This is a genomic window from Shewanella sp. 5S214 (genome assembly GCF_041439795.1).
GTDB lineage: Bacteria > Pseudomonadota > Gammaproteobacteria > Enterobacterales > Shewanellaceae > Shewanella > Shewanella vesiculosa.
Genome location: NZ_JBGOOV010000009.1, coordinates 33,470 through 59,360 on the forward strand (window position 1 = coordinate 33,470; position 25,891 = coordinate 59,360).

Annotated in this window: 21 protein-coding genes and 3 tRNA genes; 19 read left to right on the plus strand and 5 right to left on the minus strand. The window is 41.0% G+C overall.

All coding sequences use genetic code 11. The annotated features are described in order from the left end of the window. Positions 1-294 precede the first annotated feature (294 nt). From ACED29_RS07940 to glnS, 6 genes are all read left to right on the plus strand, one after another. On the plus strand, positions 295-2,124 hold the full coding sequence (locus ACED29_RS07940) for a DUF885 family protein (RefSeq protein WP_182697036.1): 1,830 nt from the start codon (positions 295-297) through the stop codon (positions 2,122-2,124). A gap of 93 nt (positions 2,125-2,217) precedes the next feature. After that, positions 2,218-2,496, plus strand: coding sequence for a peptidylprolyl isomerase (locus ACED29_RS07945; protein WP_124016395.1), 279 nt, complete (start codon positions 2,218-2,220; stop codon positions 2,494-2,496). Positions 2,497-2,565: 69 nt separating this feature from the next. Further along, on the plus strand, positions 2,566-3,102 hold the full coding sequence (locus tag ACED29_RS07950; RefSeq protein ID WP_182722124.1) for a GNAT family N-acetyltransferase: 537 nt from the start codon (positions 2,566-2,568) through the stop codon (positions 3,100-3,102). 196 nt (positions 3,103-3,298) lie between these two features. Continuing rightward, a complete protein-coding gene (locus ACED29_RS07955; RefSeq protein WP_011638067.1) occupies positions 3,299-3,538 on the plus strand; it encodes a FeoA family protein in 240 nt (79 codons plus the stop codon). Continuing rightward, entirely contained in the window at positions 3,531-5,843 is a 2,313-nt protein-coding gene (feoB, locus tag ACED29_RS07960; RefSeq protein ID WP_182754664.1) for a Fe(2+) transporter permease subunit FeoB, read from the plus strand. Before ACED29_RS07955 ends, feoB begins: the two co-directional genes overlap by 8 nt. 158 nt (positions 5,844-6,001) lie before the next feature. Beyond that, a complete protein-coding gene (glnS, locus tag ACED29_RS07965) occupies positions 6,002-7,672 on the plus strand; it encodes a glutamine--tRNA ligase (protein WP_371697416.1) in 1,671 nt (556 codons plus the stop codon). A 65-nt stretch (positions 7,673-7,737) separates the two neighbouring features. Here the strand turns inward: glnS and ACED29_RS07970 are convergent, their stop codons facing one another. Then, positions 7,738-8,334: a Yip1 family protein gene (locus ACED29_RS07970; protein ID WP_124016399.1), complete on the minus strand. Its 597-nt coding sequence runs from the start codon at positions 8,332-8,334 to the stop codon at positions 7,738-7,740. 355 nt (positions 8,335-8,689) lie between these two features. Between ACED29_RS07970 and miaE the strand changes: the two genes are divergently transcribed. After that, on the plus strand, positions 8,690-9,457 hold the full coding sequence (gene miaE / locus ACED29_RS07975) for a tRNA isopentenyl-2-thiomethyl-A-37 hydroxylase MiaE (protein ID WP_371697417.1): 768 nt from the start codon (positions 8,690-8,692) through the stop codon (positions 9,455-9,457). A gap of 64 nt (positions 9,458-9,521) precedes the next feature. Here the strand turns inward: miaE and ACED29_RS07980 are convergent, their stop codons facing one another. After that, entirely contained in the window at positions 9,522-10,247 is a 726-nt protein-coding gene (locus ACED29_RS07980; protein ID WP_182697031.1) for a UDP-2,3-diacylglucosamine diphosphatase, read from the minus strand. A 2-nt stretch (positions 10,248-10,249) separates the two neighbouring features. Next, positions 10,250-10,744 (minus strand): peptidylprolyl isomerase, encoded by a 495-nt coding sequence (locus ACED29_RS07985; RefSeq protein ID WP_124016402.1) that lies wholly within the window; start codon positions 10,742-10,744, stop codon positions 10,250-10,252. 143 nt (positions 10,745-10,887) lie between these two features. On the opposite strand from ACED29_RS07985, the gene cysS reads away from it, so the two are divergent. Continuing rightward, positions 10,888-12,267 (plus strand): cysteine--tRNA ligase, encoded by a 1,380-nt coding sequence (gene cysS / locus ACED29_RS07990; RefSeq protein WP_124016403.1) that lies wholly within the window; start codon positions 10,888-10,890, stop codon positions 12,265-12,267. 71 nt (positions 12,268-12,338) lie between these two features. Here the strand turns inward: cysS and folD are convergent, their stop codons facing one another. Then, on the minus strand, positions 12,339-13,193 hold the full coding sequence (gene folD / locus ACED29_RS07995) for a bifunctional methylenetetrahydrofolate dehydrogenase/methenyltetrahydrofolate cyclohydrolase FolD (protein ID WP_182697030.1): 855 nt from the start codon (positions 13,191-13,193) through the stop codon (positions 12,339-12,341). Between the two features lie 290 nt (positions 13,194-13,483). Between folD and ACED29_RS08000 the strand changes: the two genes are divergently transcribed. The 11 genes from ACED29_RS08000 (at position 13,484) to ACED29_RS08050 (ending at position 24,490) form a co-directional block, all read left to right on the plus strand. After that, positions 13,484-13,560, plus strand: a tRNA-Pro gene (locus ACED29_RS08000). Positions 13,561-13,647: 87 nt separating this feature from the next. Next, positions 13,648-13,724, plus strand: a tRNA-Arg gene (locus ACED29_RS08005). 8 nt (positions 13,725-13,732) lie between these two features. Next, positions 13,733-13,808: transfer RNA gene (locus ACED29_RS08010), tRNA-His, on the plus strand. Between the two features lie 392 nt (positions 13,809-14,200). Further along, complete coding sequence (tig, locus tag ACED29_RS08015) at positions 14,201-15,505, plus strand: trigger factor (protein ID WP_124016531.1); 1,305 nt, start codon at positions 14,201-14,203, stop codon at positions 15,503-15,505. Positions 15,506-15,596: 91 nt separating this feature from the next. Beyond that, entirely contained in the window at positions 15,597-16,208 is a 612-nt protein-coding gene (clpP, locus tag ACED29_RS08020; RefSeq protein ID WP_124016405.1) for an ATP-dependent Clp endopeptidase proteolytic subunit ClpP, read from the plus strand. 130 nt (positions 16,209-16,338) lie between these two features. Then, complete coding sequence (gene clpX / locus ACED29_RS08025; protein ID WP_124016406.1) at positions 16,339-17,619, plus strand: ATP-dependent protease ATP-binding subunit ClpX; 1,281 nt, start codon at positions 16,339-16,341, stop codon at positions 17,617-17,619. A gap of 131 nt (positions 17,620-17,750) precedes the next feature. Further along, positions 17,751-20,102 (plus strand): endopeptidase La, encoded by a 2,352-nt coding sequence (lon, locus tag ACED29_RS08030; protein ID WP_124016407.1) that lies wholly within the window; start codon positions 17,751-17,753, stop codon positions 20,100-20,102. A 261-nt stretch (positions 20,103-20,363) separates the two neighbouring features. Further along, the gene (locus ACED29_RS08035) at positions 20,364-20,639 is read left to right on the plus strand and encodes an HU family DNA-binding protein (protein ID WP_124016408.1); all 276 of its coding nucleotides are present in this window, start codon (positions 20,364-20,366) and stop codon (positions 20,637-20,639) included. Positions 20,640-20,855: 216 nt separating this feature from the next. Next, on the plus strand, positions 20,856-22,733 hold the full coding sequence (locus ACED29_RS08040; RefSeq protein ID WP_124016409.1) for a SurA N-terminal domain-containing protein: 1,878 nt from the start codon (positions 20,856-20,858) through the stop codon (positions 22,731-22,733). A 78-nt stretch (positions 22,734-22,811) separates the two neighbouring features. Then, a complete protein-coding gene (locus ACED29_RS08045) occupies positions 22,812-23,435 on the plus strand; it encodes a pentapeptide repeat-containing protein (protein ID WP_371697418.1) in 624 nt (207 codons plus the stop codon). 125 nt (positions 23,436-23,560) lie between these two features. After that, a complete protein-coding gene (locus tag ACED29_RS08050; protein WP_371697419.1) occupies positions 23,561-24,490 on the plus strand; it encodes a GyrI-like domain-containing protein in 930 nt (309 codons plus the stop codon). A 113-nt stretch (positions 24,491-24,603) separates the two neighbouring features. Here ACED29_RS08050 and fabV read toward each other — a convergent pair whose 3' ends face one another. Then, positions 24,604-25,806, minus strand: coding sequence for an enoyl-ACP reductase FabV (gene fabV / locus ACED29_RS08055; protein ID WP_182697026.1), 1,203 nt, complete (start codon positions 25,804-25,806; stop codon positions 24,604-24,606). Positions 25,807-25,891: the final 85 nt, after the last annotated feature.

Below are 25,891 nucleotides of genomic sequence, written 5' to 3' on the forward strand. Positions count from 1 at the left end.
TCAATTGGTTATGTCTTTGAAACGGTTTTTATTCCGATGTTTAGCGGTCTGTTATCATAGTTGTAAATACATATCAGTACATATTCACTACCGATTAATTGTTAGTTTGTGTGTTTTTAGTGAAGTTTAGTTTCTTGTCGAGCAAGCCAAAGTTACAATGACATTATTGTACAAGGTTAATAATGTTGTTTAGATTAAAAACTGTACTGTGATACATCGTCATCTTTATATTAAGCCTTTGACCTTTTTAGGATAACAAGGCGTGAGTTAATTTGTGTTTAAGGAATAATAAAAATGAATAAAACATTGTTAGCGTTAACTGTGTCCTTACTCCTAGCTACCCAAGGTTGTTCTGACAATTCAACGGTTACGTCTGTATCTAAAACCACTTCAGAGCCTAGCGCAGCCGTTATGCCTCAATCTGTCTCTGAGCAGTATTTAGCTATGGTAGATAATTTTTTTAATGATCAACTTAAGCTTGAACCAATTTATGCCACTTTTGTAGGCGTAAATGATTATAACGATCAATTTGGTGGTGCATTAACTGATGAATACTTAAAGGCTCGTCATGAGTTGAATAGTCAATATTTCAGTCAAGCCAAAACTATTGATGTTGATAAGCTTCCTGCTTCACTTAAACTCAGTTACGACATGTTTATCTACGATCGAAATATGGAGCTTATTGGCGAAACTTATCCTGAATATTTCTTACCAATTAACCAGTTTTATAGCACAGTATTTACTATGGTTCAGTTAGGAAGTGGTGAAAGTGCTCAACCATTTAAGACGGTAAAAGATTATCAAAATTGGTTGGCTCGTTTACGTGGATTTATTAACTGGACCAAGCTTGCCCAACAACGAATGGATGAGGGCATCGCTAGCAAAGTCGTATTACCACGAGTACTTGTGGAGCGCATCATTCCTCAGTTAGATGCTCAACTTGTTACGGACGCACAGAGTAGTATATTTTATTCACCGATAAACTTGCTACCAGATGATTTTACTGCGGAACAAAAATCACAACTTACTACTGAGTATACTCAACTCATCAATGCCGAATTATTACCTGCTTTAACTCAGTTGCGTGATTACGTAAAGAATGATTATTTACCAAACTCCCGTGCTTCTGATGGTTGGTGGGGATTACCTAATGGTAAAGACTGGTATCAGCATTTAGCCAATAGTCACACAACTACCACTTTGCCTGTCGATGAGATACATCAAATTGGATTATCTGAAGTTGCGCGTATTTTATCCGAAATGGACAAAGTTAGAGTACAAGTTGGTTTCAGCGGTGATCTAAAGGCATTTTTTGCCTCTTTATCTTCAGAACCTCAGTATTTCTTTACAGATAGACAAGATTTAATTGATGGTTATATGACCATTAAAAATAGAATTAACCAGGTGTTACCGCAGTATTTTAATGTGATGCCAAAGGCCGATTATATTGTTAAACCAGTAGAAAGTTTCCGTGAACAGTCGGCAGCAGGTGCATCATATGAATCTCCTGCTGTGGATGGCTCTCGTCCGGGGATCTTTTATATCAATACTTATAACTTAAAAGCGCAGCCGAAATGGGGAATGACAACCCTTTCTTTGCATGAAGCTTCACCTGGTCATCACTTTCAGATTTCAATTAAGCAAGAGTTGACTGAGGTACCGCAATTTCAACGCTTCCAAGGTTATACTGCGTTTGAAGAAGGTTGGGCACTGTATTCAGAGTATTTAGGTGTTGAAATGGGCCTCTTTAACGACCCTTATCAGTATTTCGGTAAGTTATCAGATGAAATGCTTCGAGCTATGCGATTAGTGGTTGATACAGGTCTTCATGCCAAAGGTTGGAGTCGTGAGCAAGCTATTCAATACATGATGGACAACTCACCAATGGCAGAGTCCGATATCATTGCTGAAGTAGAGCGTTATATGGCAATTCCTGGTCAAGCCTTATCATACAAAGTGGGGCAACTGACAATTTTAAGATTGCGTGCTGATGCCGAAAAAGCGCTTGGCGACAAGTTTGACCTTAAAGCTTTTCATGACCAGTTGTTAACGTCAGGTTCTTTACCTATGGCGGTGATGGAAAACAAGATTGCTGATTGGATTGAATCTGAATCAACCAAATAATGTTGCACAAGTTTGGTGACTAAATGGTGTCATCATTTTGTCATTATGTTAGTGTTATTTTTTAGTAGATATTACATTTATAGGAGCCATATCATGGTACAAGCAACCGCTAGACACTTACTTGTGAGTAATCAGGAACAATGTGAAACACTTAAGCAACAGATCGAAGCCGGCGCCGATTTTGCTGAGATTGCTAAGGCAAACTCTTCTTGCCCGTCTGGAGCACAGGGTGGTGATTTAGGTTCTTTCGGTCCTGGCATGATGGTCAAAGAATTTGACGAAGTAGTGTTCAGTGCGCCGTTAAATGTTGTTCAAGGACCTGTAAAAACTCAATTTGGTTATCATTTACTTGAAGTGACCAGTCGCGCCTAGTGTGTATTAATTAAGTATCAAAAATGGCAGCCTAGGCTGCCATTTTTCTTGATAAGAAATAGAGGGTGTATGGACATAAATCTTTTTAGCGATCGGTTGATATTACGAAATTTACAAACGAAGGATTGGCCGAACTTTCTTCGCTTGCACCTCGATAAAGATATAAATCAATATATTCGCCGTATTGAATCTGAGTCAGATATCGTTGCTAAATTTGAGCAACGTAAAGCCGCTTGGCAATTTGAATCTGGTGAATGGTTATCTCTGGTCATTGAGCAGATCGACACGAATGAGTTTGTCGGCCTTATTGGCTTTCGATGTGATGATGCTCAATTAAACAGAGCAGAGGTGGGTTACCTTATTGCACCAGAAAAGCACGGTTTTGGATTCGCTACTGAAAGCTTGCGAGCCGTAACCGACTGGGGAGCTTTGCAATTTAATATGCATAAATACATCGGTATTTGTGACCAACACAATACCGCTTCACGAAGAGTCCTTGAGAAAGTTGGTTTCATTCTTGAAGGAACGTTAAGACATAATAACTGTATTGATCAAATATGGTCAGATGATTGCTACATGGGATTGTTGACAGCGCAAAGAGAGTAACGCTTTTACTCATCGCGTCTTTAAATAAAATTAAATCTTCTTGGTACTATATTCTAGCGTGCATTTGTCACATAATACGTAATACAACTGAAAACTATTCTCGTTAACAAGTGAAACTTTGATCTAGATTTGAGTTTGACTGGTTCAGTTCAGATAAAATTTTTAGTGTTATTAATGTTGTTGAAGGTAGTGTTACATGAAGCTGAGTGAACTTAAGCCAGGTGATCAGGCAATTATTTCTGAAATCGGTCAATTAACTTTACCGCAAACGGTTAAACGTAAATTGTTATCCATGGGCATTACTCCCAACACTCGTTTTCATTTTATTCGCCGTGCCCCTATGGGCTCGGGTGTTGAGTTAGATTTACGTGGCAGTAAACTATGTATGCGTTGTGATTTAGCCGATATTATCGAGGTAGTTCTAAAAAATGACTAAACAATTTCATTGTGTCACTGTGGGCAATCCAAACGCGGGTAAATCGACTCTTTTTAATGCCCTTACTGGCGCTAGCCAGCAGGTGGGTAATTGGTCCGGTGTTACCGTAGAAAAGAAGACTGGGAAGTTTAGTGACTCTGGTATAGATATTTTTCTCACCGATTTACCCGGTATTTATGATTTATTACCAGCCGGAAATAGTTGTGATTGTTCACTCGATGAACAAATTGCGCAAGCGTATCTTTCAAACCAACAAGTGGACGCTATCATCAACTTAGTTGATGCAACCAATGTTGAGCGTCATCTGTATTTGACTACCCAATTACGTGAGTTAGGCATTCCTATTATCGTTGTCATTAATAAAATTGACGCAGCGAAAAAGCTGGGGATTAACATTAATGTTGACGACATGTCGGTCCGCCTCGGTTGTCCTGTCATTGCAATTTGCTCTCGAAATCAAGCCGATGTTAAGCATCTACAAACTGAACTATTGTCATTATTGAAAAAAGGTAATACCGCAGCATCTTTATTATTGCAGTATCATGCTGATATAGAAGCAAGTGTTATTGCTTTACAGATACAAAATGATGCACAAGGACTTGCAGAGCTAAGTCGTGGACAAGCACTGGCTATTTTAGCTAACAGCCATGGTAATGACTGTGGTTCCAGTGAAACCCAATTACATGACACGGTAAGACAATGTACTCAACGGGTTGAACAAGCCGGTCAAGACATCGATATTATGATCGCCACCACCCGTTATGATTTTGTTCAACAGGTGTTTGAGGCATCAGTAAGTACTGGCACACATGTTAGTGTCACAGATAGGCTTGATAAAGTCGTGTTACATCCACTGCTGGGTATCCCTATCTTCTTGTTTGTCATGTACCTAATGTTTTTATTTAGTATTAATGTTGGCAATGCATTTATTGATTTCTTTGATATTACTGCTGGCGCTATTTTTGTGGATCATTTTGGTGCCTTGTTGTCGTCAATAGGCTCGCCAGATTGGATTGTAACCATTTTGGCTGGCGGCGTTGGCCAAGGTATTCAAACCGTTGCGACCTTTATTCCTGTTGTTGCCGCACTATTCTTGGCTCTCTCGGTACTTGAAGGCTCAGGCTATATGGCTCGAGCAGCTTTTGTTGTTGATGGTCTAATGCGTCGCATTGGTTTACCGGGTAAAGCTTTTGTGCCTATGATTGTTGGTTTTGGTTGCTCGGTGCCTGCCATTATGGCAACGAGAACCTTAGGCAGTGAGCGTGAACGTATCGTTACTGGAATGATGGCGCCATTCATGTCTTGCAGTGCTCGGCTACCTGTTTATGCATTATTTGCCGCGGCATTTTTCCCGCAGTCTGGTCAAAATTTAGTATTTTTACTGTACATTATTGGTATTTTTGCCGCGATTGGTACTGGGTTATTATTACGAAAAACAGTTTTGCCTGGAACCAGTAGCGCTGTTGTCATGGAATTGCCAAGTTATGAAATGCCTAAATCTAAAGCGGTTTTCTCTCGCACCACGAAACGCACTAAAAGCTTTATTATGGGCGCAGGTAAAACTATCATTATCGTCGTCACACTGCTTAACTTTATCAATGCTATCGGTACTGACGGCTCCTTTGGACATGAAGATAGTAAAGAATCCATGCTCAGTGTTGCCAGTCAACAAATTACCCCATTGTTTAGGCCTATGGGAATAGAGCAAGATAACTGGGCGGCAACTGTAGGTATTATCACCGGTATTTTTGCTAAAGAAGCTGTCGTCGGTACATTGAATAGTTTATATAGCAATGATGAAGGCGAACAAGTTGAACTGGTTTCAATTTGGGATAGCGTCAAAATAGGTTTAGCCACTATTCCTGCAAATTTACTTGGTATTGAGGCTGGTGATCCATTATCGATTGCTATCGCGGGTATTAGTGATTTAGATGAAGCTGCCATCGCATTATCTGTTGACTCTACGACCTTCAGTGCGCTGCAAACAGGCTTTAAAAGTCAGATAGCGGCGTTCTCATACTTGTTATTTATTTTGCTTTATACCCCGTGTGTGGCGGCTATGGGAGCTTTGGTGCATGAGTTTGGTACCAAATGGGCGCGTTTTGCTGCTATTTGGACATTCTCATTAGCCTACGGCTCAGCTACAGTTGTATATCAAGGGGCTACCTTTACTCAGCATCCTCTGCAATCTGCCAGTTGGATCGGCTTTTTCGTTATGGCTTTGATTGGTTTTTATTTTTGGTTAAACAAAAAGGGCAGAAAGGCTCAACAAATTATTCCTGGAATACGCATCATCACTGAGTAGTTAAGCTAAAACGTTTTGATTTACTCGATAAACCCAGCAAAGCTGGGTTTATTTGCTTTATCGGGTTAACTTTTTCAAGCCTAGGAGTTGTAACTACATAAGATCTGTAGGATCATCTATTTTTATTCATATTGCCATTGTGCGCCAAGAGGAATTCCATGAGTCATATGGACACTGAAGTACGTCCAAGTAACTTCATTCGTAATATCATAGACGAAGACCTAAAAAGCGGTAAGCACAGCCAAGTACATACACGTTTTCCACCGGAACCAAACGGGTATTTACATATTGGCCATGCTAAATCTATTTGCTTGAATTTTGGTATCGCAAAAGATTACCAAGGTCAATGTAACTTACGTTTCGATGATACTAACCCTGAAAAAGAAGATATTAACTATGTTAAGTCTATTCAGGAAGATGTGCGTTGGTTAGGGTTTGAATGGTCTGGCGATATCCGTTATTCATCAAATTATTTTGACCAATTACATCAGTATGCCGTTGAGTTAATCACCAAAGGTCTCGCTTATGTTTGTTTCTTAAATGGGGAACAAACCAGAGAACATCGTGGTACCTTAAAAGAGCCGGGTAAAAATAGCCCTTATCGTGATACTAGTGTTGAAGAGAACCTCGCATTATTTGAAAAAATGCGTCTAGGCGAATTCAAAGAAGGTGAATGTGCTCTGCGCGCAAAAATAGACATGGCATCGCCATTTATGTGCATGCGCGATCCTATTATTTACCGTATCCGTTTTGCTCACCATCATCAAACAGGTGATAAGTGGTGCATTTATCCAATGTATGACTTCACCCATTGTATTTCTGATGCGATCGAAAATATCACCCATTCGATTTGTACGTTAGAGTTCCAAGATAACCGCCGCTTATATGACTGGGTACTGGATCATTTAGATGATTTTCAAGCACCAAACCGTACTCGTCAATATGAGTTTTCGCGTTTAAATCTTGAATATACTCTGATGTCTAAACGTAAATTAAACGATTTAGTTACCCGTAACTTAGTCGACGGTTGGGATGATCCGCGTATGCCAACTATCGCTGGTCTTCGTCGTCGTGGCTATACTCCTGCATCAATTCGAGAGTTTTGCTTGCGTATAGGCGTTACTAAACAAGAAAACTTAGTCGAAGTAGGCATGCTAGATGCGTGTATCCGTGAAGAGCTTAACGAACATGCCCCTCGTGCAATGGCTGTTTTAAGACCGATTAAAATCGTGATTGAAAACTATCCTAATGCACAACCAGAAGCCATTACGGCGCCTGCTCATCCTAATAATGAGGCTATGGGCACTCGTGAGTTATTTTTTGGCAAAGAACTTTTTATTGATGTAGAAGATTTTAAAGAAGAGGCTAATAAGCATTTCAAACGTCTTGTACTCGGTAAAGAAGTCCGCCTACGTAATGCTTACATCATCAAAGCTGAACGTTGTGATAAAGATGCTGATGGCAATATCACTACCGTTTATTGTAGTTACGATGCAGATACTTTAGGTAAAAACCCTGCCGATGGCCGTAAAGTTAAAGGCGTGATTCATTGGGTTGACGCGGCAACGGCGAAACCAGCTGAGTTTCGTATCTATGATCGTCTATTTACCAAAGAAAATCCTGCGACGTTTGAAACTGTCGATGAGGTCATTAATCCACAGTCTTTGGTGGTGTTAAATGGCCTAGTGGAACCTAGTTTAGTCAATGCTCCTGCTGAGAAATCTTATCAGTTTGAGCGTGAAGGTTATTTCTGCGCAGACAGCAAAGACTCCAGCGCTGATCACTTAGTATTTAACTTAACGGTACCGTTAAGAGACACCTTTGCTTAATGAGTGTTGAATGATATAAAAAAGGCGCTTTAAGCGCCTTTTTTATTATCTTTTTAACTAAATGATTATTGCATCATTGGGCCTAAACCAATACTCCATAAAATGACACTACTTGCCATCAGTGCAACCAGTAATACTAAACCTGCTGTAACAACTGAGCTGGCATAAATAAAACCTTTTTCTTCAGGTATATTCATAATGATGGGCACTCCTGCATAGAGCAGATACACCGAATAGGATAATCCGATTAATCCAATGACCATTATGAACCATAATACAGGATAGAGTGCTGCAAGACCGACCATGAATAAGGGGGTTGCAGTATAGGAAGCCAATTCGAGCGCTTGAGTATAGGTTGGATCTGCATCAAATGTTCTACCCATCCAAAAAGCTAAGTAGGCGAGTGCCAGAACGCCAATAATTAAGCCAAAATACATCGCAATTGACATTAATAGTGCGCTTTGTGATGTCAGAAACAGTGGTTCTCCGACGCCTGGATGCCATCCAATATGAGCCGTTGCAAAATAAGCACAAACGGCGGGAATAAGCGCGATAAGCAAGATATGACTCAAGCTGCTTTTCAGTGCTTCATGATTTTTTTCAATTGTTTGCCACTCTTTTTTCGGATGAGTGTAAAGCCCCATTAAGTGATTCAATACCATTATCGTTATCCTTGTTTAGCATTTTTGACCTAGCTCGCCAAACAACGACGAACTGACTACAGCTTTTTATCCATCGCCTTAATCAGTCCACATCAACTTAACAACCTATTTTGTATTGGCAGTAAACTCATTCCATCGTTGCCAATATCTATGTTGTTCAGTTATGACCCTATCCCACACTAGAATCATCATTTAAGGTGATCGATTGCATCTGTTATAAAAGCGTTAAATTAGATGCTTAGCTTATTTATTGAACATAAATAGACTTTCGTCAAGGAGTATTACGTTTTTGGCTTCAGAAATGATCACTCTACAGGTAAACTGAGCGTAGATTCTCGACTGAGTTATTCATTCTATGCAGCAATTACTTGCGCCAATTCATGACTTTTTAGGTTGTGAGACCCCAGACCTTTGGGTTGAAAAAGCAAAACAACCGTCGCAATTAATCCCATTGCTTATTGACCATTGCAACTGCGAGCTCAAAGCTGCGCAAACGGCTATTTTAATGCTCCGCAAATATGCGATTGATAAAAATAGCGCTCATCTATTAAAGGCTTGGGCAAAGCCCTACGAGGATTTTGTTTACCAACAAGACCGTGACGCACATGCCTTCTTGGCTCGCGATAGTAAAAAGAATGATATCACTAGTGAATTAGTCGCCAATGAGCAGTTAGCTTATAGCGCTGATGTCATGAGTAAAATGGTGCGCCTGATCAAAGAAGAGTTCCATCATTTTGAACAAGTACTACAGATTATGACGGCACGAGGTATTGATTACAGTAATATTCGCGCAGGCGGTTATGCCAGGCAATTGATCATTCATGTGCGAACCCATGAGCCACTGACCATTATTGATAAATTAGTTATTGGGGCGTTTATTGAAGCGCGTTCGTGTGAGCGATTTGCTAAAATTGCGCCACACTTAGATGATGAGCTGGCTAAGTTTTATACCTCATTACTACGCTCTGAAGCTCGGCATTTTCAAGATTATTTAGCCCTTGCTCAAGATATAGCAGGCGTTGATATCAGCGAACGAATTGATTACTTTCGACAAATTGAGAAGAGATTGATTTTGGCTGAGGACAGCGAATTTCGTTTTCACAGTGGTGTACCGAGTCAATAGCTCAATGGTTGAGCGCGTCTCATTAAGGCTCACAGATAATGTGTCATCATTATCACAAGTGAGCCTATTTGGTGTCTGAGAAGGGCAGTGTAACTAACTCACACCCATGTTCATTCACATTTAAGACGCTACCTTGAGTATACCAGTCGCCCACTACTACGCGTTGATGCGTTGCAGATAATTGATGAATCGCCGGACGATGCGTATGACCATGGATCATGCGTTGGCAGCCAGTACTCGCCAGCAGAGCAGTCACTGCGCTTGGTTCAACATCCATAATTTCGTAGTGTTTTTGTTGATTACCTTGGACACTTTTTTGACGAATTTTTGCAGCAATGTTTAAGCGTGTCTTTTTAGGTAAGCGAGCATATAACCAGCGCACGACTCTAAAGCTTCTAAAGCGTCTGAATCGCTGATAGTCAACATCAAGTGTGCAAAGGCTATCACCATGCAAGATAACAGTATTCACACCGTACAAGTCGATACAATACACTTCAGGTAATACTTGCATGCCTGCTCGTTGGCAAAATTGTTTACCCACCATAAAGTCACGATTACCATGAATAAAGTACACAGGTAGCGTGTTTGATACCATTTTGATTGCATCAGCGATAGCAACACTAAATGACTCAGCAATATCATCACCCATCCACACTTCGAATAGATCGCCAATGATATAAAGCGCTTCAGCATCGTCTAAACCATGATTTAGAAAATACACGAAGGCTTGAGTAATATCTGGGCGATCAGCACTTAAGTGCAAATCGCCCACAAAGATTGTTTTTTTCAAAATTACGCTTTAACGCTAACGCTTTTGATCACAATAGCTTCTAATGGTACATCTTGATGCATACCATTATTTCCTGTTGGGACATTTTTGATTTGCTCAATGATGTCTAACCCTTCAACGACTTCACCAAACACACAGTAACCCCAGCCTTGCGAGGTTTCTGATTTAAAATCAAGGAACGTATTGTCTTTGACGTTAATGAAAAACTGTGCAGTTGCTGAATGAGGATCAGAGGTTCGCGCCATTGCAACAGTGCCTTTGCGGTTAGATAAACCGTTGCTAGCTTCGTTTTTGATTGATGCTTTAACACTTTTTTGGCTCATGTCTTCAGTGAAACCACCACCTTGGATCATAAAACCGTCAATAACACGGTGAAAAATAGTACCTTCGAAAAAGCCATCTTCAACATACTGCATAAAGTTAGCGGCAGTAATAGGCGCCTTTTCTTCATTTAGTTGTAAAGTAATATCGCCCATATTGGTATGTAAAGTAATCATGTTATCTCACTTGAAAATATTAATTTGCGCGATTCTAACTTATCTTAACTGCCGCTTAAAGTGCAGTGTTCAAAACAGGTGACATCATGTTAGAATCTGCATTAACATTTACCGTTATAAATTAGTGTAAAAGAGAACAATCGATGTTGAAGATTTACAATAGTATTAGCCGTGATAAACAAGAATTTAAACCAATAAATCCAGGTAAAATCGGAATGTACGTCTGTGGCGTGACCATTTACGATTTATGTCATATTGGTCACGGGCGTACCTTTGTTTCGTTTGACATGATAGTACGTTATTTACGTTACATAGGTTATGAGGTGAACTTTCAGCGCAATATTACTGACGTTGATGATAAAATTATCAAACGTGCTGCTGAAAATAATGAGTCATGTGAGTCACTTACTGAGCGTTTAATTGGCGAAATGCATCAAGATTTTGATGCGCTGAACATGAAACGACCTGATTTTGAGCCGCGAGCTACGTTACATATTGAAGAAATTATCGATATGGTTCAGCGTTTGCTTGATCGCGACCATGCTTATGTTGCCAGTAATGGTGATGTATTATTTAGTGTTGCGTCGTTCCCTCAATATGGCCAGCTTTCTGGACAAAACCTTGACCAACTTCAAGCTGGTGCTCGGGTTGAGATTGATAATGCTAAACGCAATCCTATGGATTTTGTGCTATGGAAAATGTCTAAACCCGGTGAGCCTACATGGGAATCACCTTGGGGTCCTGGTCGCCCAGGTTGGCATATTGAATGTTCTGCCATGAACAGTAAGCATCTAGGTTTACATTTTGATATTCATGGTGGCGGATCTGATTTACAGTTTCCACATCATGAAAATGAAATTGCGCAGTCTTGCTGTGCCCATGACACGCCTTATGTGAATTACTGGATGCACACCGGAATGGTGATGGTTGACCGTGAAAAGATGTCTAAATCATTAGACAACTTTTTTACCATTCGTGACGTGCTTAAGCATTATGACGCTGAAACTGTACGTTATTTCTTATTGTCAGGTCATTACCGTAGCCAGTTAAATTATTCTGAAGATAATTTAAAGCAAGCACGTGCAGCATTAGAGCGTTTATACACAGCCATTAAAGATTTAGATTTGACTGTCGACGCCGCGCCTGCGGAAGCGTTTGTTGCCAAATTCAAATCTGCTATGGATGATGATTTTAATACGCCTGAAGCCTATTCGGTTTTATTTGATATGGTCCGTGAAATTAATCGTCTTAAAATAACCGATATGGCAGCTGCATCGGCATTAGGTGTCAGCTTGAAGCAATTAGCCGATGTACTTGGTCTTATCAGCCAAACGCCTGAGGCTTTCTTTAAGGGTGAGGGCAGTGACGATGAAGTGGCAGAAGTTGAAGCGCTTATCGTTGAGCGTAACCGCGCCCGAACTGAAAAAGATTGGCCTGCAGCCGATATCGCGCGTGATCGCTTAAATGAGTTAGGCGTTGTGTTAGAAGACGGCCCTAGCGGAACGACATGGCGTAAAAAGTAATTTAATTTGCCCATAAAACAAAAAAGCCTGCAATAGCAGGCTTTTTTGTTATTCATCCGCAGCCAGCTGGGTTAGCTATGATACTGCTCGCAAGCATAAAGAGTATTCTCTAATAAGCTCGCAATGGTCATTGGACCAACGCCGCCAGGAACCGGAGTTATAAATGCGGCTTTTTCGGCGGCAATATTAAATTCCACATCACCGACTAAACTGCCGTTTTCCAAGCGATTAATACCGACATCAATCACAATAGCGCCAGGTTTTATCCACTCACCAGGAATGAAACCAGGCTTACCCACAGCAACAACCAATAAATCGGCTTGACGCACTTTTTGCTCTAAGTTTTTGGTAAAACGATGACAGGTGGTTGTAGTACAACCAGCTAATAAGAGTTCCAGTGTCATTGGACGGCCGACAATGTTCGACGCTCCGACAACAGTAGCATCCAAACCGTAGGTATCAATACCGGTAGATTTGATTAACGTCATAATCCCCATCGGCGTACAAGAGCGCAGAACCGGGATACGTTGAGCTAAACGGCCAACATTGTATGGATGAAAACCATCAACATCTTTATCTGGACGAATATGTTCAATGACTTTTGAATCATCAATATGATCAGGTAAAGGAAGTTGTACTAAGATCCCGTCAATATTGGGATTAGCATTACACTCATCGATTAATGCTAATAGTTCAGCTTGGGTTGTACTTGTGTCCAGGTCAAAAGATTGAGATTCAAAACCGACTTCTTCACAAGCTCTGCGTTTACTGCCGACATAGACTTGAGATGCGGCATCACTGCCCACTAAAATAACCGCAAGACCTGGCGCGCGGAATCCAGCTTGTCTTCGAAGTGCTACTTTTTGTTTTAGTGTGGTGCGGATAGATTGTGCAATGGCTTTACCGTCAATAAGTTGAGCAGTCATGGCTGTAGAGTTTCCTTTGAGTGACGCAGGTGTTGAAGTCGATGGTCGAACGGCGGTTATTCTAGCAGGCGCAATGAAGAGTGTCATTTGCTAGACGATGAAAATACAGTGAATAAACTATTCGCGCTATGATGCTAATCATGGTTTTTGCTGCTAAATTCGTCATATAGCATCCAGAGTTAAAAAAATCGTTGACGATATCAAGGTGACTAGTTAAGATGCGCTCCGTTCTCGAGACAACAAGGTTACTGTATAGCAGTAATAAACATTTCGAAAACAAAGTAAGATTTCGGTGATTAGCGCAGCCCGGTAGCGCATCTCGTTTGGGACGAGAGGGTCAGAGGTTCGAATCCTCTATCACCGACCAAATTAAATGTTATTTGCTATTACTAGCGAGTAATAGAACAAGTAAACTTGTTCAGCCAGACAGGAAACAGCTTATTGCTGTAACCATGCGCCCGTAGCTCAGTTGGATAGAGCACCCGCCTTCTAAGCGGGTGGTCGCAGGTTCGAATCCTGCCGGGCGTACCATTTCAATGGTGATTGTAGCTCAGTTGGTAGAGTCCCGGATTGTGATTCCGGTTGTCGTGGGTTCGAGCCCCATCAGTCACCCCATTTTTTTCTGTTCAAATCAACGTGTATTTTGAGACACTCATTGTGTTGCTGATAAATGTATTTGTTTACCACAGTTGATTTACTGCAATCCATATCCAATCTGATAAAAACTCATTTCGCGCATTAAACGTGCAAACACATCAAAATTGACCATCAGTTAGCTCTTTTATCACGTAAATCGACCTTTTCAGGCTCGACTCTGTTAAAAACGGTAGCTATAATGTCGCGTCTTGATAAATATCAAAAATAAGCTACCTATACCAACAGCGTCTTCAGCATCGATATTATCGCTGTGCTGGGTATCAGAGCTAAACCCGTAGTCAAGAAACGAATATCTAATGGTTGAGTTGTCGACCATTCAAAGAACGTTAGACATATTTCGAGGTAAAAAAATGCAAGTTTCTGTTGAAACAACTCAAGGCCTAGAGCGTCGCCTAACTATTTCTGTACCTGCTGAGCAAATCGAGAAATTGGTTAAAGACAATGTATTGCGTGAAGCTAAGCGTGCTCGTCTTCCAGGTTTCCGCCCAGGTAAAGTGCCTATCGGCGAAATCAACAAGCGTTATGGTAAAGCCATTCGTCAAGACATCACTGGTGAAGTGATGCAACGCAACTTCATAGAAGCTATTGTAGCTGAGAAGTTAAACCCAGCAGGCGCACCAGTATTTACTCCTGGTTCAACTGAAGGTGATTCTTTCGAATTCGTTGCAACATTTGAAATCTACCCAGAAGTTGTTTTAACGGGTTTAGATAGCATTGCAGTTGAACAGCCTAAAGCTGAAGTAAATGATGCAGACGTTGATGTAATGATTGAAACGTTACGTAAGCAACATGCTACTTTTGCTGCTGTTGAACGTGAAGCTACAGCTGACGACAAAGTTAAAATGAACTTTATTGGTTCTATTGATGGTGAAGAATTTGAAGGCGGAAAAGCTGATGATTTTGAACTTCAATTAGGCAGCAATCGTATGATCCCTGGTTTTGAAACCGGTATCATTGGTCATAAAACGGGTGATGAATTCGAAATCGAAGTGACTTTCCCTGAAGATTACCACGCTGAAAACTTAAAAGGTAAGGCGGCTAAGTTCGTTATTACCTTAACTGAAGTTCAAGCAGCTAACTTACCTGAAGTGAATGATGAGTTTGCTTCTTTGTTTGGTATTGCTGAAGGTGGCTTAGATGCACTTAAAGCTGAAATCCGTAAAAACATGACTCGTGAACTAGAGCAAGCGCTGAAAGCGAATGTGAAAGAGCAAGTTATTACTGGTTTATTAGCAGCAAATGACATCTCTATCCCTAAAGCACTTGTTGAAGGTGAAGTGAATGTACTTCGTCAACAAGCAATGCAGCGTTTTGGTGGCCAAACTGAAAATATGCCTGAACTTCCGGCTGAACTTTTCACTGAGCAAGCAGAGCGTCGTGTTAAAATCGGTTTGCTACTAGGCGAAGTGATTAAGACTAACGAGCTAAAAGCTGAAGATGATCGTGTTAATGCATTGATCGAATCTATGGCTTCAGCGTATGAAGATCCATCTGAAGTTGTTTCATACTACAACTCAAATAAAGAACTCATGCAAAACATGCGCAACGTAGCGCTTGAAGAGCAAGCTGTTGAAGCATTGTTAAAATCAGCAAAAGTAACCGTTAAAGACGTTGCTTTTGAAGAATTTATGAACAAGGCTACTGGACGAGCGTAAGCTAAGCTTGACTTAACAAGTGGTTCGCCATTTATAATGGCTCGTATGAGGTTCCTCATGCGGGCCATTTTTATTTTTAGGGAAATGAATAATGCATAAAGCACCAGAATCAGTACTCAATGCTCTTGTACCTATGGTTGTTGAACAAACAGCTAAAGGTGAACGTTCTTATGATATTTACTCTCGTCTATTAAAAGAGCGAGTCATCTTCTTAGTTGGCCAAGTAGAAGAACACATGGCTAACCTTATTGTTGCTCAGTTATTATTCCTAGAGTCAGAAAGCCCAGATAAAGATATTTATTTGTACATTAACTCTCCTGGCGGTTCAGTTACAGCGGGTATGGCAATCTACGACACCATGCAGTTTATTAAGCCTAATGTCAGTACAGTGTGTATGGGGCAAGCTGCTAGTATGGGTGCATTCTTACTCGCCGGCGGCGCTAAAGGTAAACGTCATTGCTTACCTAACTCTCGTGTGATGATCCATCAGCCATTAGGTGGCTTCCAAGGTCAAGCATCAGATATCGCCATTCATGCTCAGGAAATCCTAGGCATCAAGAATAAATTAAACCAAATGTTGGCTGATCATACTGGCCAACCGTTGGAAATCATTGAACGCGATACTGACCGTGATAACTTCATGAGTGCTACTCAAGCTGTTGATTATGGTATTGTCGATTCATTACTAACAAGTCGCGGCTAAAACCGATAGCTGATTTTCTCTAATCTTTCAGGTATTCTGTACTGAAAGACGTTAAGTCATCTATGTGGTTATGATAAGTATCTACAAGCAGCGCTTAGGGTTAACCTAAGTTGGAAACAGAGGTAGAATAATGGGCGATAACAAAAATAACGGTGACAGCGGCAAATTGCTGTACTGCTCTTTTTGCGGAAAAAGTCAGCATGAAGTCAGAAAACTGATTGCTGGCCCATCAGTTTATGTATGTGATGAGTGTGTTGATTTATGTAATGACATCATCCGTGAAGAAATCAAAGAGATTTCACCTAAGCGTGATGAAGACAAGTTGCCGACACCGCATGAGCTACGCAAACATCTTGATGACTATGTAATCGGTCAGGATCAAGCCAAAAAAGTGCTTTCTGTTGCGGTATACAATCATTACAAGCGTTTACGTAATGGCGCAATAAAAGACGGTGTTGAGCTTGGTAAAAGTAATATCCTGCTATTAGGTCCAACTGGTAGTGGTAAAACATTATTAGCTGAAACACTGGCACGCTCACTCAATGTTCCTTTTGCTATGGCAGATGCAACCACGCTAACCGAAGCAGGTTATGTGGGCGAAGATGTTGAAAACATCATTCAAAAGTTACTGCAAAAGTGTGATTACGACGTTGAAAAAGCTGAACGCGGTATCGTCTATATCGATGAAATTGACAAAATCAGTCGCAAATCTGACAATCCTTCTATTACTCGCGATGTGTCGGGTGAAGGTGTTCAGCAGGCGCTTCTGAAGTTAATTGAAGGTACTGTAGCTTCTGTTCCTCCACAAGGCGGACGTAAGCACCCACAGCAAGAATTTTTGCAAGTGGATACCTCTAAAATTCTGTTTATCTGTGGTGGTGCGTTCGCTGGACTTGAAAAAGTCATTGAACAACGAGCTCACACAGGAACCGGGATTGGCTTTGGTGCAGAAGTAAAAGGCGAGGCGGATAAAGCCACCATTTCACAAATACTAAGCCAAGTAGAGCCTGGTGATTTAGTGAAATTTGGTTTGATCCCTGAGTTTATTGGTCGTTTACCTGTTGTTGCTACGCTAACTGAGTTAGACGAAGCTGCACTGGTACAAATTCTATCTGAGCCTAAAAATGCGTTAACCAAGCAATATAGCGCGTTATTTGAGATGGAAAATGTCGAACTTGAGTTCCGTGATGATGCATTACAAGCGATTGCTCAAAAAGCGATGTCACGTAAAACGGGTGCACGTGGATTACGTTCAATTGTAGAAAGCATTTTGCTTGATACCATGTACGATATTCCATCGACTCAGGGAGTGATTAAAGCGGTTGTTGATGAATCCGTTGTTAAAGGTGAATCAGCTCCAATTTTGATTTACGAAAATACAGAGACTCTGGCCGCTTCAGGCGAGCAATAATTGTACTGATAACTAGTAAGTTGAAAAATAAGGAGTCCATTGGACTCCTTTTTTCGTATTGACCATTGAAACTGATAACATCACCCCAATATAATCAGTATTAAGTCTATTTCATTAAACGGAATCGAGCCATGACTAAAGAGCGTGAAGCGCATATCGAACTCCCCGTATTACCACTGCGAGATGTGGTGGTTTACCCGCATATGGTAATTCCGCTATTCGTAGGACGGGAAAAATCAATTCGTTGCCTGGAATCGGCAATGGAACAAGACAAGCAAATTTTATTAGTTGCTCAGCGAGATGCAGATCTTGACGAACCGACCAAAGACGACATTTTTGATATTGGTACCGTTGCCTCTATTTTACAGCTTCTTAAACTTCCTGACGGCACGGTAAAAGTATTAGTTGAAGGTGGCCAACGTGCCAAAATCAAGAAATACACTCAAGAAGAAGAGTTTTTTGCTGCTACGGCTGAATACCTAGAGTCTGAGCAGTTAAGTGATAAAGAAGAAGAAGTCTTAGTACGCAGTGCTATTGGCCAATTCGAAGGCTACATCAAGCTAAATAAAAAGATCCCACCTGAAGTATTAACCTCATTATCGGGTATTGATGAAGCGGCTCGCTTAGCTGATACCATGGCTGCACATATGCCATTGAAGCTTGAAGATAAGCAATCTGTGCTTGAGATGATCAATGTCGGTGAGCGTCTTGAATATCTGATGGCGATGATGGAATCAGAAATTGACTTGCTGCAAGTTGAAAAACGCATCCGTACCCGCGTTAAAAAGCAGATGGAAAAAAGTCAGCGCGAATACTATTTGAATGAGCAAATGAAAGCCATTCAAAAAGAATTAGGCGATATTGATGAAAGCCACGACGAATTTGAAGTATTGGCGCGTAAGATTGAAGACGCTGGTATGCCAACCGACGCGAAAGAAAAAGCCATTGCTGAATTAAACAAGCTTAAAATGATGTCGCCTATGTCTGCTGAAGCCACGGTTGTGCGCAGCTATGTTGACTGGATGACAGCTGTGCCTTGGAAACAGCGCTCAAAAATTAAGCGTGACTTAGCCAAAGCACAAGAAGTACTTGATACCGATCACCACGGACTTGAAAAAGTTAAAGAACGTATTCTTGAGTATTTAGCGGTTCAAAGTCGTGTTAAACAGCTTAAAGGACCTATCTTGTGTTTAGTTGGACCACCGGGCGTAGGTAAAACCTCACTGGGGCAGTCAATTGCTAAAGCCACTGGACGTAAATATGTCCGTGTTGCACTAGGTGGCGTGCGTGATGAAGCAGAAATTCGTGGTCATCGCCGTACGTACATAGGTTCAATGCCAGGTAAAGTCATTCAAAAAATGGCCAAAGTGGGCGTTAAAAACCCATTGTTCTTGCTCGATGAAATCGACAAAATGAGTTCAGACATGCGTGGCGATCCATCGTCAGCCTTGTTAGAAGTACTTGATCCAGAGCAGAACGCGACATTTAACGATCATTATCTTGAAGTTGATTACGACTTATCTGATGTAATGTTTGTGGCTACGTCAAACTCTATGGATATACCGGGTCCTTTACTTGACCGTATGGAAGTGATTCGCTTATCGGGTTATACCGAAGATGAAAAGCTTAATATCGCGAAGAAGCATTTACTAACCAAGCAAATTGAACGTAATGGCCTTAAAGAAAAAGAAATCATTGTCGATGACAGTGCTATTTTAGGGATTATTCGTTATTACACTCGTGAAGCGGGTGTGCGTTCATTAGAGCGTGAATTATCAAAAATTTGTCGTAAAGTAGTTAAGCATATTCTGCTTGATAAAACAGTCAAAGTGGTTGAAGTTAACCAGGATAATTTAAAGTCATTCCTTGGCGTACAACGTTTTGATTTTGGTAAAGCTGAATCAAATAACCAAATAGGTCAAGTGACCGGACTTGCATGGACTCAAGTGGGTGGTGATTTATTAACCATCGAAGCAACATCTGTAGCAGGTAAAGGTAAATTAACCTATACCGGTTCACTCGGTGATGTCATGAAAGAGTCTATTCAAGCTGCGATGACAGTCGTTCGTGCCCGCGCGGAAAATTTGGGTATTAATAACGACTTTTATGAAAAACGTGATATTCATGTCCATGTACCTGAAGGGGCAACACCAAAAGATGGCCCTTCAGCAGGCGCGGCTATGTGTACTGCGTTAGTGTCGAGCTTAACGGGCAATCCAGTGCGTAGTGATGTTGCCATGACAGGTGAAATAACCCTTCGCGGTGAAGTTCTGCCAATTGGTGGTTTAAAAGAAAAGTTATTGGCTGCACATCGTGGCGGAATCAAGCACGTATTGATCCCTCAAGAAAACGAACGCGATTTGGAAGAAATTCCAGCGAATGTGATTGCAGATTTAACCATTCATCCAGTACGTTGGATTGATGAAGTCCTGAAATTGGCGCTTGAGCGACCAGTTGAAGGCTTCGAAGTGGTCAAAAAATAGCTTGTTAGTCAAAAAATTGCTATAGAGCATAAAAAAAATCAAAAAAGGGGCTTAACAAAACGCTGACCTGTGGTAGCCTAGGTTGGTGGAGAGTCAGACGCACCAAGCCCTTGGGGCATCTGACGTTGAGCTGTATCCAATTTCATTTTTTGGTTTTCGTACTAAGTTTGGTGTGTTATCAAGCTTATAAAATAAAGCCTCCGCAGACCGCTCTAAACATAGATTTGGTTGCGGCGCGACAATAACATTCAAGGGGATGACATGAACAAATCTGAACTAATCGAGAAAATCGCATCTGGTGCTGATATTTCTAAAGCTGCTGCTGGCCGCGCACTGGATTCTTTTATCGCTGCTGTAACGGAAGGTCTTAAAGATGGCGATAAGATTTCTCTAGTTGGTTTTGGTACATTTGAAGTACGTCAACGTGCTGAACGTACTGGCCGTAACCCACAAACGGGTAATGAAATTAAAATTGCTGCTGCGAACATTCCTGCGTTCAAAGCTGGCAAAGCGCTAAAAGACGCGGTTAACTCATAGTTAATAACGTTGCCTTTGTAAGGCATTCGTAATACAAGCACTGCTTAGGCGGTGCTTTTTACGAAAAGCAATATTGTTATGTTCTGCATAATCAATATTGGGAGTATTGGGTCATACCCGTGGTAGCGTCTGATAACTCCATATAATTTACAATAAGGCGCATCCACAAGGTGATGCGCCTTTTTATTTTATTAATCGCAACAAGCGAGAATTCAGATGTTAGAAAAAATTCGTGAAGGATCACAGGGGATTGTTGCAAAAACAATTCTAGTACTTGTGATACTTTCTTTTGCTTTTGCCGGTGTGAGCAGTTATTTAGGCTCAAACACGGGTGTACCTGCTGCTGTTGTTAATGGTGACGAAATTAGTGCCAACGAGCTAGAGCAGGCTTTTCAAAATGAACGCTCTCGTATAGAGCAACAGCTTGGTGAAATGTTTACAGCATTAGCCGCTGACGAAAGTTATATGAATGGCATTAAACAAAACGTACTGGATCGTTTAATTGCTGACAAACTCATTGATCAAGCAGCCAATAAACTCGGCTTGCGTGTATCTGATGAGCAAATTAAAAAAGCTATTATTGAAGAGCCTGCATTTCAAACTGACGGTAAATTTGATAATGAGCGCTATCTAGCGGTATTGCGTCAGTTAGGCTATCAAACCACAAGTTTTAGAAACATGATGCGCGTCGATATGACCCGTCGTCAGTTATTAAATGCACTCGTGGGCAGTGAGTTTGTGTTAGACGGTGAAGCTAAGCAACTTGCTGAAGTCCAAGGTCAAACTCGTGATATCCGTTATCTCGTTGTTGATTCAACGCCTTTCTTATCAACTGTTTCTGTGTCTGATGAAGAAGCGCAAAGCTATTATGATGCTAACGTGTCGCAATACATGAGCCCTGAAAAAGTTAGCCTAGAGTATGTTGAATTAAATGCTGCTGACATGGCTAAAAACAGTGACGTCTCTGACGAAGAAGTGAAAACTTATTACGACGAGAACAAAGCACAATATCAAACAGCCGAAAAACGTCTTGCAGCGCATATTTTTGTTGCCGCAACAGATGATGACAGTGCCGACAAAGCTAAAGCTGATGCAATTGAAGCCAAGTTAACCGCGGGTGAAGATTTTGCCGAAGTGGCTAAAACGGATTCTGATGATAACCTTAGTGCACAAGAAGGCGGTAAGTTAGATTGGTTTGAACAAGGTGTGATGGATCCTGCATTTGATGAAGCGCTTTTTGGATTACAAAAAGGTCAAGTTTCATCTATTGTAAAAAGTGAGTTCGGTTATCACATTATCAAGCTATTAGATGTTCAAGCAAGTCAAGCTACTGCTTTTGAAGATGTTAAAGCAAAAATTGTTGCTCAACTTCAAGAAAAGAAAGCACTTGATGTGTTTTATAGCTTACAAACCAAATTAGCTGATACCAGTTACGAAATCCCGGATACTTTAGCCGAAACAGCCCAAGCAGTTAATGCAAAAGTGCAATCAACGGCGTTATTTTCTCGTGATGATGTACCCGCTGAGTTCAATAACCCTGAGTTCATCAAAGCAGCATTTTCTGACCAAGTATTAGCGAGCGGTTTGAATAGTGATGTCATTGAGCTTGCGCCAAACCATGTTGTGGTTGTGCGCATGAAAAAACATCAGACTGCTGGCATCATGAGTTTTGCTGATGTTAAATCGGGTATTGTTGAACGTTTGAAGCAAGATAAAGCCAATGATGGTGCTCGTGATAAAGCTGCTGAGTATATGGCACAGTTAAAAGCGGGTAATGATACCTTAACAGGCGCATCATTAACCACGTTAGCTAAGTTAGGTCGTTTTAATCAGGATATCGATCAAGCTATCACCAATAAAGCCTTTAAGATTGCTGCACCTGCTGAGAATAGTGTCACTATTGATACCGCAGCGTTAGCAACTGGTTATGCGGTGATTGTAGTTGATAAGGTCAATGAAGCCGAAGGCATTAATGACAATCTGATTAAGTCGCTTAAACAGCGTATTGCACCTCAATACAGCGAAGCTGATTACCGTGCTGTAGTTGCCTCACTTAAAGCTGATGCTCAAATTGAGTATCCTGTAGCAGACTAATTACGTTTTTGTAGTCAATAAAATATTAAAGACCTAGGCTCACGTCTAGGTCTTTTTGTTTCTAAGGGGATATCAACCATGAGCAAGGTAACTAGAGAACAAACGAGTAAATTGTTTGCCTTATCGCACTATAATGATGATTCATTCGAGTCCCTTAAAGGAGTGGATTTACAGTTCAACAACATTACGTTTGAGCGCTGTTACTTCATGCAATGTGATTTTAACCAGAGCGATTTCTATCATTGCCAATTTATCGATTGTACTTTTAGTCAGTGTAACTTAAGTGTGTTGTCTGTGATTGGTACTGAGTTTGATGCAGTTATTTTTCGCGACTGTAAAGCTATAGGTATTGATTGGACTAAAGCCCATTGGCCACAATTTATGACCCAAACTACGATTCAGTTTGAACGATGTTTGCTCGACGGCAGTAATTTTTACTCACTTAATTTACCCGAGCTTACACTTGTTGATTGTCGTGCCCATGATGTCGACTTTAGAGAGGCTAATTTAACTAAAGCCGATTTGCGCTTAACCGATCTTAATCTAAGTCAATTTAGTCATACTAATTTAACTGGCGCCAATTTTACTGATGCGTCGAATTATCAAATTGATATTACGGCTAATACCGTTAAGCAAGCCATATTCAGTCGATTTGAGGCTCTGAGTTTGCTAGATGGGTTGGATATTCAATTAGTCGACTAGTTTATATCGTCATCTTTTTAACCCCCAAATGCGCTGATTAGACGCGCAGAAACCACAGGTTAATTTACATTTGTGTCGTTATGATAAATATTAGGCTGCGATAATTTACTTCAAAAGGAGAGGGCATGAGCCACAGACTAGATCAAGCATTTGAGCGGGCACTTGCCTATTTAGATCAACACTTCAATGAGCCTGTTGACCTCATCAAGTTGGCCAATATTGCCCAGCTTCCCCAAAGCCACTTTGAAGCGTTATTTTATGCGCTGTACCACATATCAATTGAAGCTTATGTCGAACTGCTTAAAAGCTTAGAGGCCGCCCATTTATTAGGTTTTGGTAAGCAGGTACCTTTTGCCACTATAGCGGCAAAACTGGCTTATCGTAACCAACAACACTTTATCGAATCGTTCACTCGCAGTATTGGTCAAAGCCCTGAATCGTTCCAACAAGCGCCTGATTGGGGCAATTTTTTTGCTAAGCAACAACCACTAAAATCGTTTCAAACAGAAGTTAATCAGCAAGATGAGCTATCTTATTCAGTTGAGATTGTATCGTTTGCTGCGCAAACATTAGCTGTGATGGAACATCATGGTGATCCCTCATTATTACCTCAAACCATTGCGCGATTTATTGAATGGCGTCGCCAGCATGGCTTATCTCCAATAGGTAGTAAAACCTTTAATCTGTTTTATTCAACCTCTGAGTCAGCTGCTAAAGCGCAATATCGAATTGATATTGGTGTCTCGTTAGCTAACGAGACAATGACAAGCTTAGAGCCAGTGGCGTTAGAATCGAGTCAGATTAAACTTAAATCGATCCCACAGGGACGATGTGCCATGATCCGTTTAAGTGGCCAGCAAGCGGTCAATGATAGTGGCTTAGGGGCTGCAATAGACTACCTGTATCGCAATTGGCTTAATTTGAACGATGTCAGCTTAAGGAATTTTCCATTGTTTGTGCAGCGAGATGTGATTGCTGACAAGATGACCGAAGAGCAACAAGCCAAATCGTTAGCGGGTTCACCGCAACTGCTTATCTTTTTACCCATAGTTTAAGTTTGTGTTGCAGCGAATATATCCAGCATGATCGCTGAAGATTAAGACAATAAAAAAGCCATAATGCACGGCATTATGGCTTTTTTGTTCACACTAGCTAAGAGCGATATTATTTATAATTCAATTACATCAAAGCTAACATTAGGATCGACTTCTGCATCATAATCGATACCATCAATGCCAAAACCGAACAGTTTTAAAAACTCTTCTTTGTATTCATTGTAGTCTGTTAATTCGCTCAAGTTTTCAGTAGTGACTTGTGGCCATAAATCACGACAATGCTGCTGGATTTCTTCACGAAGTTCCCAGTCATCAAGGCGTAAACGGTTTTCACTATCCACTGCGGGTGCTTGGCCATCAACACGATACAGACGCTCACTAAACAAACGTTGTATTTGCTCAATACAGCCCTCATGTAAGCCTTCTTGGCGCATCTTTTTAAACACCATAGCAATATAAAGCGGCATAACTGGAATGGCTGAGCTTGCTTGTGTCACGACACTTTTTAGCACTGCAACGTTAGCAGAGCCGCCAGTAGCAGATAATTTGCTGTCAAGGGCGTGGGCTGCACGGTCTAAATCCATTTTGGCTTTACCTAAGGCGCCATGCCAATAAATAGGCCAAGTTAATTCAGTACCAATGTAGCTATATGCAACTGTCTTGCAGTTGTCTGCTAATACGCCAGCGTCGCTTAGCGCACTCATCCATAATTCCCAATCTTGGCCGCCCATTACCGTGACGGTATCAGTAATTTCTTGCTCAGTTGCAGGCTCTACAGAAGTGTCAATAATGGTGTTTTTGTTGGTATCAACAGCCGTGGCAGTATAGGTTTGGCCAATGGGTTTCAGTGATGAACGGATAACTTCACCTGTGTCTGGCATTTTACGAACCGGTGAGGCTAACGAGTACACCACCATGTCGATTTGACCTAAATCTTGCTTGATCAATTCAATGACTTTCTGTTTCGCTTCATGGCTGAATGCATCGCAGTTGATACTTTTTGAATATAAGCCTTCTGCTTTAGCAAACTTATCAAATGCCGCTGTGTTGTACCAACCTGCTGTACCAGGTTTGGTTTCAGAGCTGGGTTTTTCGAAAAACACGCCGATGGTTGCAGCGTCGCTTCCAAATGCTGACGTGATACGAGATGCAAGGCCATAGCCACTTGAAGAGCCGACAACCAATACTTTTTTAGGGCCATTAGCAATTTTGCCTTTGGCTTTAATGAGTTCGATTTGTTCTTTAACGTTAGCTTCACAGCCAACAGGATGAGTTGTGGTACAAATAAAGCCACGAATTTTAGGTTTAATAATCATATTTAAGCTTCTTCCTTTAACATTGGCTCTAGGATAAATAGTTCGACGGCCAAATGGCACTAATTTTTACAAAAACGGCCTCTAA

Coding starts and splice junctions, on each gene's coding strand:
- ACED29_RS07940 (WP_182697036.1), top strand. CDS start 295: ATGAATAAAACATTGTTAGCGTTAACTGTGTCCTTACTCCTAGCTACC.
- ACED29_RS07945 (WP_124016395.1), top strand. CDS start 2,218: ATGGTACAAGCAACCGCTAGACACTTACTTGTGAGTAATCAGGAACAA.
- ACED29_RS07950 (WP_182722124.1), top strand. CDS start 2,566: ATGGACATAAATCTTTTTAGCGATCGGTTGATATTACGAAATTTACAA.
- ACED29_RS07955 (WP_011638067.1), top strand. CDS start 3,299: ATGAAGCTGAGTGAACTTAAGCCAGGTGATCAGGCAATTATTTCTGAA.
- feoB (WP_182754664.1), top strand. CDS start 3,531: ATGACTAAACAATTTCATTGTGTCACTGTGGGCAATCCAAACGCGGGT.
- glnS (WP_371697416.1), top strand. CDS start 6,002: ATGAGTCATATGGACACTGAAGTACGTCCAAGTAACTTCATTCGTAAT.
- ACED29_RS07970 (WP_124016399.1), bottom strand. CDS start 8,334: ATGGTATTGAATCACTTAATGGGGCTTTACACTCATCCGAAAAAAGAG.
- miaE (WP_371697417.1), top strand. CDS start 8,690: ATGCAGCAATTACTTGCGCCAATTCATGACTTTTTAGGTTGTGAGACC.
- ACED29_RS07985 (WP_124016402.1), bottom strand. CDS start 10,744: ATGATTACTTTACATACCAATATGGGCGATATTACTTTACAACTAAAT.
- cysS (WP_124016403.1), top strand. CDS start 10,888: ATGTTGAAGATTTACAATAGTATTAGCCGTGATAAACAAGAATTTAAA.
- folD (WP_182697030.1), bottom strand. CDS start 13,193: ATGACTGCTCAACTTATTGACGGTAAAGCCATTGCACAATCTATCCGC.
- tig (WP_124016531.1), top strand. CDS start 14,201: ATGCAAGTTTCTGTTGAAACAACTCAAGGCCTAGAGCGTCGCCTAACT.
- clpP (WP_124016405.1), top strand. CDS start 15,597: ATGCATAAAGCACCAGAATCAGTACTCAATGCTCTTGTACCTATGGTT.
- clpX (WP_124016406.1), top strand. CDS start 16,339: ATGGGCGATAACAAAAATAACGGTGACAGCGGCAAATTGCTGTACTGC.
- lon (WP_124016407.1), top strand. CDS start 17,751: ATGACTAAAGAGCGTGAAGCGCATATCGAACTCCCCGTATTACCACTG.
- ACED29_RS08035 (WP_124016408.1), top strand. CDS start 20,364: ATGAACAAATCTGAACTAATCGAGAAAATCGCATCTGGTGCTGATATT.
- ACED29_RS08040 (WP_124016409.1), top strand. CDS start 20,856: ATGTTAGAAAAAATTCGTGAAGGATCACAGGGGATTGTTGCAAAAACA.
- ACED29_RS08045 (WP_371697418.1), top strand. CDS start 22,812: ATGAGCAAGGTAACTAGAGAACAAACGAGTAAATTGTTTGCCTTATCG.
- ACED29_RS08050 (WP_371697419.1), top strand. CDS start 23,561: ATGAGCCACAGACTAGATCAAGCATTTGAGCGGGCACTTGCCTATTTA.
- fabV (WP_182697026.1), bottom strand. CDS start 25,806: ATGATTATTAAACCTAAAATTCGTGGCTTTATTTGTACCACAACTCAT.